Raw genomic sequence first — 12,707 nt, 5'->3', positions numbered from 1 at the left:
CTAGAACTCTGGTCCGAAAGCAAAGTGTAAGTGGTAATTGGTTTCCTGATTGCTCTGAATACCGGCTGCCACGTCAACACGGACAATGCCGTATGGTGACAGGAAACGGTAGCCTATGCCCGGGCCCCAGAGAATATCGTCTTCATAGTCATCTGTTGCCATGCCGGCATCAAGAAAGAGGGCCAGACGGGAGCTTGGGACACCAAAAGGAAACTGGATTTCTGCTGTACCTGCTGTGAGGTACTTTGCACCCTTAAGACCTGAACCGTCAGGCTGTAAAGGAGCACGGTCACGGTAGCCAAAACCACGGATGGAATTATCACCGCCGGCAAAAAAGCGCAGGCTTGGTGGCAGGCTGTCAGCATCTTTTCCCATGTTCACGCCCTGCTCGGCACGAAAGAGGAAACGTGAATTTTCCGTAAGGGAAATAATGCCGCGATAGGTGCCTTTTAACTGAACAAAGCTGTCATCAGAAATGCCACGTGAAGCACCTGATGCCTCAAGCTTGATGGAGTAACCGCGTGACGGGTCAAAACCGCCTGAGCTTTCACGGCGGCTTAAGGTCAGGGCAGGAATGAGGTTAAGTGCATAGTCCTCCTCACTTCCCTGAGAATAGTCTTCATACTCAAGACGCAGGGCATAATCTCGACGCCAGCTGCCTGTTTCATTGGCCACATAGTGAATGGAGAACTCGGAGCGATCAGACAGTGTGTCATTGAGATCGGTATGAGTCTGCGAGGCATTTACCGTGTAGTAGTCAAGATTAGGGTCTTTGCGCGGGATCTTGTAGATCATGGTAGCGTTATGGGTATAACGCGTCAGAGTAGTCAGTGAGGAGAAAGAATCGCCTCTGTCATTGAGCAGTGGCTTGTTCCACTCTACGAGCACACGCGGGCCTTCGTCCGTGCTGTAACCGGCACCCAGACGGACATTGTTATCAGGACGGCGCTCCAGATGCATTTCCAGCGGAACTTCATAATTGCTGGCATTTTTGACATCAGGACGCACGTCTACTGAATTGTAGTAGCCTGTCTGGTTGAGAGCCGAAACAAAGGAGTTGATATCACGGGTGGAAAAGTCATCGCCCTTTTTAAACTTCTGCAGATTACGGCCTGGCAGGAAGAGACTGGCGGTGTTTTCATCCATGGTGATGTCACCGAATTTGTAGCGTTTGCCGCTGTCGTAAAGCAGCTCGATGTCGGCCATATTCTGATCCTGATAGACCAGAATGCGGGCAGAGGAGAATTTGCCGTCAAAAAAGCCCAGGGACAGAGCGGTCTGATGGATATCGCTCTTGAGCTTTTCATATTTGCCGTGATTGAGAATCTGATAGGACTTGAGATCGCTTTTGGCCATGATGTCCTGGAATACCAGGTAATCAAGACCCTCACCAAGGACCTCAACAGTGAAATTGCGGATATAAAGAGGCTTGCCCTGGTCAACGGAAATGACCACGGTACGATCTTCCTCTTTGGCACGATCAGGCAGAGTTACCTTGATCTTTGGATGGTAGTAGCCATAGGCACGCAGGGCTCTGGTAGTCACTTCCTCAAGTTCACGCACATAGAAAAAGGCGCGCTTCTTGGAAATAACAGCCATACCGCTTAAGTGAGCCTCAACATTCTGCAGCAGCTCACCTGAAATGCCCTCGACCTTGAAAGACACAGGATCGGTCACCAGAGACTCATGCTCAGGCAGATCACTGCTCGAGCAGGCGGACATGATGACGGCGGCCCCACCGGCAAGAGTACCGGCAAAGCACAGTCTTACAGCCAGGGCAACAGCAGCGGCAAGGCGGCCCGGCCGGAGCGCCGGCTTTGCCCCGGCTCCCGCCCCTGCCACGGCCGGGGCCGGTGCCGGGGCCGCCATGTCAGTGCACTCAACAGCTCTGGTGCAGTCATGATGGTGCTGCCTCAGGCAGTCGCTGTCAGAGGCGCTCATAATGGCGCAGTCACGATTAGTGCAGACCTGCAGATTCTCTTTCTGCAGCCCGTCCTTCTGACTGACTGACCCCATCATAAAGTTTTTGAGCATCAAAAATTGCCTCTTGCACCAGACTTTGAGATTAACCACCCGAGCATGATCCTGCACAGATCCTGATACTCAGGCCGCACATACAGATGTACTGTTGCGCACAAAAGCATCGTTTTTCGTAAGATTATGCCTGCTCATAAATACGACGGCCGAACTGGGCTGCAGCTCATTGTCAGCGTAAAACCACAGCTGAATTGCCGTGCAGCTCATTGTCAGATGTAAAACAAAGCATAATCACAGGCATATCACTGCTGTCAGCCTGTCACAGTAAACAGTAAAGCCATTTCATGTGCCGCTGTTACCGGCATTGCAGTCCGGCATGTAACAGACCGCTTAAAAGGTAATTTACGCAGCACCCTCAGCCCGTACCAGGCCAATGCTCCGGCTTTGTCGGCCCTGCAAGGACCTTTTGGGCCCTGCCGCAGTGGCGGCGCTGCGGCGGCCGCTGCAGATGCAACTGCAGGCAGTGGCTGCTGCAGGCTCTGCTACTGCAGACGCTGCATCTCGCGGCTTGCCAGGGTGGCAGCTGCGTCATTTGGATAATTCTGAATAACCAGCTGGAAGTAGCGCAGGGCTTTGTCAGTGTCACCCAGGAACTTGCTGATCATACCGAGCTTGTACAGGGCGTCAGGACGCTTCTGAGAGTCATTGTAGCGAGCTACATTGAGGAAGCTCAGGCGGGCCTGATCATACTGGGCCTGAGAGTACTGAACCTGACCGAGCCAGTACCAGGCATTTGGTGTAAGGGCATTGTCAGGATATTTCTCAACATAACTCTTAAAGGCACTCTGAGCGCCCTTGAGATCGTTTTGCTGCACCTTGGCATAAGCACCTTCATAGGCAATCTTGGCATCAGCATCCACGCCCTTGAGAGGTACGCTGTTACCTGAACCTGCAGGCTTGGCAGGAGCAACAGGGCCCTTGTTGTGAGCTGCCAGATTATCATTGCCCATTGGGGTCACAGGACCTGCACCGCCGGTGCCTTTGACGCCGCCGACACCGCCACCTGAGGCGGCAGTTGAGGATGATGAGGCGCCTGATCCTGAGGTATTACCCATTGGGATGTTAACCACAGTACCGCCTGAGGATGATGACACTGAACTGCCGGTGCCACGGGCTACCAGATAGCGCAGCTGCTCCATTTCACCTCTTAAGGTGGCAATGTCCTGCTGCAGCATGTAAATCTGATTCTGCTGAGACTGAATCTGTTTTTGTAAAGCGGCAGTATCGGCCATGGCCGGTGCTGACAAAGTCAGTACGGCAATTGCTAAAGAGCTCAATGGCAACCAAGTCTTGACCTGCACTTATTACTCTCCTAGTTTCCGGAAAAGGCCACCCACTGTTTAAGAGCGCCTGAGAAACACTCATTACCTGCAAAATCCGGCAGCCTCACAGGCCGCAGCCCAGGCCAGCCGGTAAGAACCGTACCTGACGGCTCCTGCAGCAGATTTGCACTGTTAAGCTGATGATGACCAGTTGTTCAGGACGGCATACACCGGGCCCATGACCCGCAAAGCTCTAATGACGTCTCAGACTCTTATCCATGATGATGCATCATCCCTGGCTGCGCCCTGCCGTAAATCCGGCACGCAGCCCTGACCTTTCATTCTAGCATACTGCCGTAAAACTAATGCGCCAAAACTGTCAGTTCCCCCCGCATCTGCAAGCATCAAAGCCTGTCCATATCCCAGCCCCTGCGTCCAGACATCACACCAGCCCGATGGGTCATACGCACAGACATAACAGCCGCCCACGGCGCTATAGCGCACTGCATTCCCAAAGGACAGCTCCCAATCATTGCGCACTACGGCCACGAATGTCCGCCCCCGTCTTGAACAACACAGCAAGGCTGCACAGTCACATCATGGCTCTTCTTATCCACGTCTTTGACCTGAGCTCAAAACCAGGCCTCGAAACTGCGCTTTAACTGTTCTGCCCGTCTTATCCTCTCAGTACCATCACTTCACTTATCCCCGGCAGCACAGAGCCTCATACGGGCCTGAAGACGGGCTGTATACACGGAAAGGAGTCAGCCCACCAGGTGCGTTCCCTTTTCTGTAACTGTTTTGCTGAACGCGTTCCATGAGGCCTGTGCGGACGATTATGTGAACCCCATCACAAAATTTCCGAACCTGAAATCCATATGTGATCAAGCTCACAAAGTGTCGAAGATGTAGCCCTGAGCCCATATTCAGGCCATTTTCAACATGGCTGTCACACTTTTCTGGTACTGATCTGAGCCTTTCAAGCCTGGTCTGCCAGGTAGCTGTCGCTCATTTTGTGATCTGGATCAAGTTTGAAATGAGCTGAGCTTTCTACGGGACCTTCAGGAAAAAAGCTCTCTGGAATAATGGGCGCATACCAGACAGGGCCAGTCCCTGTATCTGATAAAGATAACAGTAAGCACTGAAAGCACTCAGTCAAACAAACAAACAAACATAAAGACAACATGAATGCATGCGCACTGCCGGCGGGTCAGCAGGCAGCTGGCGCGCAGCGGGCAAACAGACAGTCAGACACTAACAATCAGACACTTCAGGAGAACAAATCATTTATGACCAGCCTGAGCTCACTTTCACCATCAGAGGTTAACAGCCACCTCAGGACCTGCGGGGCTGCCGGTGTGGCCTATGCCCTGTCCAGTGCCGCCCTGGCCCGCAGCAGCTGTGCTCAGCTGGACGCCATGCCAGCTGACAGTTATGCCGCCCACCTCACAGACAGCCTCAATGAGGATCCAGAGACTCCAGCTCTGTCCGGTGGCTGTGAAAGAGCAGTATCCCGTAACAGCACCATGGTCTCACAGACTGCCTGCGAGTCTCTGGGCGCCGCAGCGGCGGCTGCAGCAGCTGCTATGGCTGCAGGCTATGGCAGCGCCCCTGGTGATGCAGCTGAGGCTTGCGGTGCCGCAGGACCTCGCGCTGGTGCCGGAGCTGAGGGTGGTGCCGATCTGCTGATGAAGGGCGCCAAAGTGATGGCCTTTCGCTCCTCCTATGATGAACTGGGCTTTAACAATCTCAAAAGGGATCTGGGCGAGAATATCTGCGCTGCCATGAGAGATCCCATGGTCAATGAAATCATGCTCAACAGCGACGGCTCCTTATTTGTTGAGCACCGCCTTGAGGGCATGAAGCTTATTGACCATATCAACTCAGCCAGAGGCAATTTCATTATCCGTACCGTGGCCTCGATTGCCGACCGTCAGATTGATCCGGCCTGTCCTGTAGTTTCAGTTGAGATTCCTTATGACGGTTCACGCTTTGAGGGCCTGCTGCCACCTCTGGTGCGCAGCCCGGTATTTTCCATTCGCTGCCATAACAGCCTTGACCTCACCCTTGATGATCTGACAGCCATGCAGGTAGTAAGCCCGGAACAGAGTGAACTGCTGCGTGAGGCCATAGCAGCTCATGTTTCCATTATGGTCGCCGGTGCTACAGGATCAGGCAAAACCACGCTGGTAAATGCCCTGCTCAATGAAATGAGCACTATGTACCCTGACGAGCGCATGATTACCATTGAGGACACACCTGAGCTCAAAATCAGATCAGCCAACAGCGTAAGTCTCTTTACCAGCGAAGGCACAGACATGTCTCGTCTGGTGCGATCCTCCCTGCGTTTACGTCCTGATCGCATTGTAGTAGGTGAAATTCGCGGCGCTGAGGCCCTTGATCTCATCGATGCCTTTTCCACTGGTCACCGTGGCGGCATGTGCACAATTCACGCAGGTTCCCCGCTGCAGGCCATGGAGCGCCTTAACCTTCTGATTTCGCGCCATCCGTCCTGTCCGGCCCTGATTGAGCCTACAGCCGCAGCTGCCATTGAACTCATTGTTCAGGTGACCCGCTCTCCGCACCGCTACGTAAAATCACTGACCATGGTAACAGGCTGCCATAACGGCCAGTACGAGCTTACCGAAGTAACAGATTCACTGACATACGCTTTGCAAAAGCGCAGTGAGAGCGTAAACAAAAGCACAGATTATTGATCCCATGATGCTGCAGGGAACTGCAGATGCAGGGTGCTGCAGCTTAGCGGCAGGGTGCTGCAGATAAAACTCAGGTTCTTCCCATTGCCTCAGGTCCATAACTGTTACCCATTGAACTGAGGCCATTTACAGCGGTTTGAAAGAGCAGCTTGAAACACAGATTTGAAGCTGCTCTTTGAAACAGCTGCTTTTAAAGCCGGCTGCATACAGCCCTTGTTAATAACAGCTGCTGTTAATGATTTCTGCTGCTTATGCCAGTTGTTTTTCATGACAGCTGTTTTTCATGGCAGCTGCCGTTCATGACAGCTGATTTTCATGGCAGCTGCCGTTCATGACAGCTGCTGTATGCAAAAGCTTTACAAATCAGTTTAGATAACAGTATGGAAAGTGGAGCATTGCTCCACTTTTGCCGACAGTAAGGACCATAAATCCTGACATCCAGAGTCAGGCATCATCTGACCACCTTAACAGATAAGATGCTTTACATAATTATATGGAGTGCCGCAGTAATGTACTGCCCGGCACTGAGGATAACAGTAACAGTACTGACAGAGACTGTACCGCTTTAAGAGGCCTGTGCAACCGTGCAATCTGCATGAGTTTACAGGCCTCAAGGCAGCAGCCTCTTTCAGCAAAAGATAACAGTAGCACTCACTGCTGAGGTCTCCTGACTGGTGCAGTGAGTTTCAAACAGACAAAAGGAAAGGGCCGGCAGCTGCGCCGGGCTGCTCTGCAGCCCCATGCAGCTGCAATGCAGGTGCAGTGCACATGCATTGCAGACGCAGGCGCAAATGCCAGAGCCCGGCTGCATCAGGGTGAGTCACTGCCGCAAACAGTGCGCTGTCTTTCTTCGGGATGCAACAGCAGCTCTCTGACAAACAGCGTAAGGACTTGCGGCAAGGTCTGCAGACATAAGGAGATGCTGCATACCATGTTTTATCTTCTGTAAAGCATATATGCAGCAGGAGCAGCACTGAGGAGCTGACGTTATGGTCAGGCCCCGGTGCGGCCTGTGATAACAGTAAAGTGCGGTAGTTTTTCAGGATCATCAGGTGTCGACGGCAGCCGCTTTTTGCGGCGTCTGGCGACACCACTTTACAGCACTGTCATTGTTTACGGGATGGATTGTAAGTCCGGAAGTGCTGCCCTGGCATTAAGCCCGGGCAGCAGACGGAACCCATAACCATCCCGCATCTGATACAGAGCTCAGCACAGAACATTGTGCTGTACCGGCCTTGCCGATACCGCGCTTAATCGAGGAACATGTCATGAATGACTTATATCTTTGCAATCAGTCTTTGAGATTGACCCTTCACTCACTGATACGAAATACTTTACAAATTACTATGGTAATGCTTGGCATGGCCGGCATTATGGCACTGCTCTCCTCCCCGGCCATGGCCTCAAGCAATGCAGTTGCTTCAGTGCTGCCTTACGAGGCCTGGCTTGCCACTTTCCAGAAATCCCTTACCGGTCCGGTAGCCTTCTCCGTTGCCCTCATTGGCATTGTAGTAGGCGGTATCAGCCTGATTCTTGGCAGCGGTGAGGTATCCCACTTCGTGCGCACCATTATCTACATCATCATGGTCATGTCCATGCTCATTGGTGCCAACTCCCTGATGACCAATTTCTTCAACGGCGCCTCCATCCCAATGCCAGAGCAGACCGCTCTTACCACCACCTTCAAAGCTCAGAGCGACAGGGCCTCAGCCCTGCCGCTTAAGGGCGCTGCACCGGCTGCCGCAGCAGCTGCCTCCGTGGCTGCCTCCGTGGCAGCTGCTGAGGGAGCTGCTGAGCCGGCTGCAGCGAAAGCTGTGGCTGTGGCAGCTGTGGCCTCTGAGGATAACGCTGACAGAGCACAGGGCAGCTCACGCAGTGATGAAGCCGATGAAATGATTCGCTCCATGATTTTCGTCACCCTGCCAAAGCCAGTGCCAGCTCACAGCTTTATCTCCTGCTCTGACAGCACTTTAAGTGTTTTTGCCTGATGGTGCGCAACTGGCTGCACCCTGAGGGGACGCAAGCCCCTCTGGCTGCAGTCAGGACAGCACCGGCACCGTGCTGCTGCCCCTGGGCACGGCAAGGTGACAGATATCTGGAGTAAAGCATGTCAGCACACCGTATTTACCACTCTCTGGGAAACGCCGATCAGCTCTTTGGCTGCGATCGCGAGCTTTTCCTTTTCAACCTGATTTTCTGCACAGCCGTCTGCATGATGTCCTTTGATCTTACCGTCTTTATTGCCTCATCACTGGTATTTGGCCTGAACTTCGGCCTGCTGTACACCATGGGCAAAAAGGATATCTGGATGAGGCATATCTACGTAAGACAGCTTCATTACTACAGCTACTACCTTGCGCAGCCTCATCTGCACTGCTCAAGCCGTCGCATCAGCAGAAAGTAAGGACTCTGTACGGCAGGCGGCTGCCAGGCTGCAGCATGGCTGCAGGCTGCATATGAGCTGCCGGGCCTGAACCTGCTGATAAACCCACTGTTTCCGGTACTTTTAATATGAGTTACGTAACCCTGACCTTTTACAGCGTTATGGCATTTTCAGTACTGTGCATGCTGCTAAGCTGCGCGGTGCTGCTGCGCTCACGTCTGGTAAGCCGCCGGGCTTCGACCATGCCGGCTGTAACCGATCTGCTCGATTATGCCGTCATGGCTGACGAGCACATCATTGTGCTCAAATCAGGAGCCCTGATGGCCATGTACGAAATCGGTGCTCCTGACATGTCAGCCATGAGTGAAAACCAGGTGGCTGCCATTTATGCCAACGCTCAGAAAGCCCTGCTCAAGCTCAGTGAAAACTGCGCCATTCATGTCGATGTCGTCCGCAATAAGGACTATTCCTACCTGCCTGAGGTGGAGAGCGACCTTGGTACAGTAAAGCATCTTGAGCAGCTGCGCCGTGAGATCTTCGCCCGCGACGGCTCTTATCGTACCCGCCGCGTGCTTACCATCACCTGGATTGGTGCTGCCGCCGCTACCGCCCGTCTTGACCGCTATGTCAGCCATGATTTCACCGCTGACGCCTTTGACTGCGATGCCCTGCAGGAGCTGGCAACTTTCAGATCCCTGTGTGCCGCAGCTGTCGATACCCTTGAGGCTCACTTTACCGTACGCCCTCTGGGCATCAGCCAGGAGCACAGCGGGCCTGCCCTCAGTGCCGCCGAGCTGGAGCGCATGCGCGCCGATGAGCAGTGCCTCGGTCTGGCACCGGCTGCAGACGCCTCTGCAGGCATGGCTGCAGAGGCTGGCACCGCTCATGCCTGCGCCGGCTGCGCAAGCGGCGCCAGCTGCGCAGGTGGAGCATGGCATGAGGGACTGTCCTTCATTCATCAGTGTTTTACTGCCTGTGAGCGCCGTATTGCCGTGCCCCGTCCGGGCAGCTGGCTTGACCAGAGCCTTGGCACCTGTGACCTCATTACCGGCCATACGCTCAAGGCCGATCGCAAGCTTATCAGCGTGCTGGCTGTTGAGGGCCTGCCTTCTTTTTCCCATGAGGGCATGGTCAATGCTCTGGCCGGGGTGCCTTTTTCCTGCCGTATTTCCACCCGCTTTGTTTTCTTTGACAAGCTGCGCAGCAAGACCCTGCTAAGCCGCTACCGCGCTCACTGGTCACAGCGCTCCAAGAGCCTTGCCGCTCAGCTGTTCAATCTTGAAAATGCCCGCGTCAATCAGAATGCCCTTGATCAGATGAAGGAAATTGACGAGGCCGCCCGTGCTCTTGATAACGATGAGGTGGTCTATGGTGCCTATACCGCCACCATTATCCTTGCTGACGAGCGCTACGAGCGCCTGAGTGCCAAAACCCGCATGGTCATCAGAGCTGTGGAAAAGGCAGGTCTGTCGGTACGTGTTGAAACCATCAATGCCACTGACGCTTTCCTTGGCAGTCTGCCAGGTCATTTCTTTGAAAACCTGCGCCGTCCTACAGTCTCTCAGGATGTATTGCTTGACCTCATTCCTCTGTCCGAGCCTGTGGCAGGTGAGAGCTTCTGCCCAAGCCCGCTGCTGGGCAGCACACGCAGTCCGCTCATGCAGGTACGCACTGCAGGTCAGGGCCGCTATCTGCTCAATCTGCACGACTCTGATCTGGCCAACACTCTGGTCCTTGGTCCTACCGGTGCGGGCAAGTCAGTACTGCTGGGCTCATTAATGCTCAATCTGTCACGCTATAAGGACATGAGGATCTTTGCCTTTGACAAGGGCTGCTCCTTTTATGCCTTAAGCCGCGCTCTTGACGGTACTCACATTACCTTTGACAACAGCCGTGCCATGCTCTGTCCCCTGCATGATCTGGACAGTGAGCTTGATTACGACTATGCCCTGTCTTTCCTGGAGCTGCTCTTCCGTCTCAATGGTCTGACCATTGGCCCGGCCGAGCGCAGTGAGCTGACCGACTGTCTGCATATCCTGGGTGGCCGTGAACCGTCCCAGCGCACTTTGAGCGATCTGCATCTGGCTCTGTTCTCCCGTCATCTCAAGGAAGCTCTGGCTCCTTACAGCCGTGTCAGCTCCGAGCACTGCATACTCGATGGTGACAGCTCCTTTGCCATGAACAGCGGTCTTACTGTCTTTGAATGTGCCGACATTTTCAGCGCCTCTCCATCCTTTGCCCTGCCGGTACTGCGCCATGTCTTCCGCATGATTGAAAAGCAGTTTGACGGCCGTCCGGCTGCCATTGTGGTTGATGAAGCCTGGCTTATGCTCAGAGACGAGGTCTTTGCCAGCGAGCTTATCAAGTGGTTTAAGACCCTGCGCAAATTCAACGCCTTTGTCATTCTGGCCACTCAGTCCATTACCGATCTGCAGAGCTCCCCTCACTTTAACAATCTGCTTGAATGCGCCCGCACCCGTTTTTATCTGCCTAATTACGATGCCGGCACTGATGCGGTACGTGGCACCTACCAGACCATGGGTCTTAGCGATGCTGAAATATGCTCCATTGCTCAGGCCCGTCCCAAGCAGGACTACTACTTCGTCAAAAACGATCAGCGCATCATGGTATCCCTGCCCATGTCAGCCCCTGAGCTGGCGCTGCTGAGCGTTGCCGGTGACCACCGCGTCCCTGAAGTAGACGAACTGTACAGCCGCTTTGGCTCCTCCTTCTACGAACACCTGCCTGCCGCAACAGCAACAGCAGCCAGCGCCTCCCAGGCAGCGCCTGTTGCAGCTGCAAATGCAGCAGCTGCATTTGCAGCCGTCCCTGCCGGCGCTGCAGAGGCTGATGCCAGGTCTCAGGAGCCTGGGCAGACTCAGATGCTCAAACTGGCTCCGGCCCACTATCTGGACGGGGCCTCCCAGAGCGCTGTAAGCGAAGCCAACGCCCGGCCAGCAGCTGCTGAGCTGGACAGGTCCGGATCTGATCCTCAGCTCAGGCGCAGTCCTGCCTGATTAACCACAGCCCTGCCCTGAACACAAGCCCAGGGCAGGCTCAAGGAGCACTTATGAATTTCCTTATTTCAGCAATGAGTAACGGTAAAAAGACCGAAAGTACCCGCAAGTACCAAACCCCGGCCCGACACGCTGCCAGTGGCCTCAGGGCCATGGATGACACGTCAGCCCCTGACCGTGAGACAGCAGATACTGCCGCCTCATCCACCGCCACAACAGCTGCCGGCTCTGCAGCCGCAGCTGCCCCGGCCCCGGCCCCGGCCCCTGAGGCTGCTCCCGAGGCGGCAAAGCTTGAGGCTGCCGCTTCCACCTCAACAACAGCGGCTGTCACTGCCCGCAGCCGCGCCGGCCGCAGCACCACAGCCGGCAGCCGCTCGCGCACAGGCGCCCGCACCAGCAGCTCAGGCACACGCTCGAGCACCTCCTCGCGCAGCACTGCAGGTACCGGCTCGCGCAGCAGCACAGCCCGCAGTGCCAGTAAAAGTGCCGCCGCAGGCAGCACCGCCAGAGGCACGGCCTCCGGCAGAGGCACAGCCTCGGCCAGCAAGGGCAAAAGCGGCGGCGGCGGCGCCAGCAGCGGCGGCCACATCCGTATGCTGAGCGCCTGGCGCAGCAGCAAGGTCAAGGGCGATGAGGCTGCTGTAGGTATGGCTCGTCAGGATCTGCAGCTTAAGACCTTTAACAGCAGCATAGTAACCGCCGCCATGTTCTTTGCTCTGGCCGGCATTACCCTGACCACTACCGGAGCTTATGTCTATCGCAGCATGCAAAGCAGTCTGGTCCCTTACGTAGTAACTGTTGATACCCATGGTGTAGTGCGCTCTCAGGGAACAGTTGAGCCGGTAAGTGCAGCCACTTTGCCCCCTGAGGTTATCAGCTCCCAGCTGTGCAGCTTTATCAGCGATGTACGCCTTATCTCCACTGACAAGGAAGTACAGCGCCAGGCCGTAAGCCATGTATTTGCCCTGCTGCGCAAGGGCAGCACAGTTTACCGTCAGCTGCATGAGTACTATTCGGCCAACAACCCCATGGTTAACACCCGCAATCGTCAGGTAAGAGTTGAAATTGCCAATATCATCCCGCGTGGTCCTTCCAGCTATCAGATTGACTGGACAGAAAAGAGCACCGACAGTGACGGCCTTGCCTCTCCTGACAAAAAGATGCGCGCCATCATCTCATATGAGCTGAGCACCGCACAGTCATCCGATCCGGCCATGGTCATGCTCAATCCCTTAAATCTTTACATAACGGAATATACAGTATCACCGGTACTGTCATGACCCGCCGCGCA

General features: G+C 54.7%; 8 protein-coding genes. 5 read left to right on the top strand and 3 right to left on the bottom strand.

The window, feature by feature from the left end; genetic code table 11:
• Both MXE39_RS09870 and ybgF read right to left on the bottom strand, forming a co-directional pair.
• Nucleotides 1-2,034, bottom strand: a complete 2,034-nt coding sequence (locus tag MXE39_RS09870) for an autotransporter assembly complex family protein (protein ID WP_246978529.1) — start codon at nt 2,032-2,034, stop codon at nt 1-3.
• 485 nt (nt 2,035-2,519) lie between these two features.
• Nucleotides 2,520-3,314 (bottom strand): tol-pal system protein YbgF, encoded by a 795-nt coding sequence (gene ybgF / locus MXE39_RS09865; protein ID WP_246978527.1) that lies wholly within the window; start codon nt 3,312-3,314, stop codon nt 2,520-2,522.
• 1,274 nt (nt 3,315-4,588) lie between these two features.
• On the opposite strand from ybgF, the gene trbB reads away from it, so the two are divergent.
• The gene (trbB, locus tag MXE39_RS09860) at nt 4,589-6,016 is read left to right on the top strand and encodes a P-type conjugative transfer ATPase TrbB (RefSeq protein ID WP_246978525.1); all 1,428 of its coding nucleotides are present in this window, start codon (nt 4,589-4,591) and stop codon (nt 6,014-6,016) included.
• Nucleotides 6,017-6,120: 104 nt separating this feature from the next.
• Here trbB and MXE39_RS09855 read toward each other — a convergent pair whose 3' ends face one another.
• The gene (locus MXE39_RS09855; RefSeq protein WP_247074031.1) at nt 6,121-6,285 is read right to left on the bottom strand and encodes a hypothetical protein; all 165 of its coding nucleotides are present in this window, start codon (nt 6,283-6,285) and stop codon (nt 6,121-6,123) included.
• A gap of 999 nt (nt 6,286-7,284) precedes the next feature.
• Here MXE39_RS09855 and MXE39_RS09850 point away from each other — a divergent pair.
• From MXE39_RS09850 to MXE39_RS09835, 4 genes are all read left to right on the top strand, one after another.
• Entirely contained in the window at nt 7,285-8,004 is a 720-nt protein-coding gene (locus tag MXE39_RS09850) for a TrbC/VirB2 family protein (RefSeq protein WP_246978523.1), read from the top strand.
• A gap of 119 nt (nt 8,005-8,123) precedes the next feature.
• Nucleotides 8,124-8,420 (top strand): VirB3 family type IV secretion system protein, encoded by a 297-nt coding sequence (locus tag MXE39_RS09845; RefSeq protein WP_246978521.1) that lies wholly within the window; start codon nt 8,124-8,126, stop codon nt 8,418-8,420.
• Between the two features lie 140 nt (nt 8,421-8,560).
• On the top strand, nt 8,561-11,416 hold the full coding sequence (locus MXE39_RS09840) for a hypothetical protein (protein ID WP_247074029.1): 2,856 nt from the start codon (nt 8,561-8,563) through the stop codon (nt 11,414-11,416).
• A 53-nt stretch (nt 11,417-11,469) separates the two neighbouring features.
• Nucleotides 11,470-12,696: a type IV secretion system protein gene (locus MXE39_RS09835; RefSeq protein ID WP_246978518.1), complete on the top strand. Its 1,227-nt coding sequence runs from the start codon at nt 11,470-11,472 to the stop codon at nt 12,694-12,696.
• Nucleotides 12,697-12,707: the final 11 nt, after the last annotated feature.

This window comes from Anaerobiospirillum sp. NML120511 (genome assembly GCF_023050955.1).
Classification (GTDB): Bacteria; Pseudomonadota; Gammaproteobacteria; order Enterobacterales; family Succinivibrionaceae; genus Anaerobiospirillum.
This window is presented reverse-complemented; position numbering and strand designations above follow the sequence as displayed.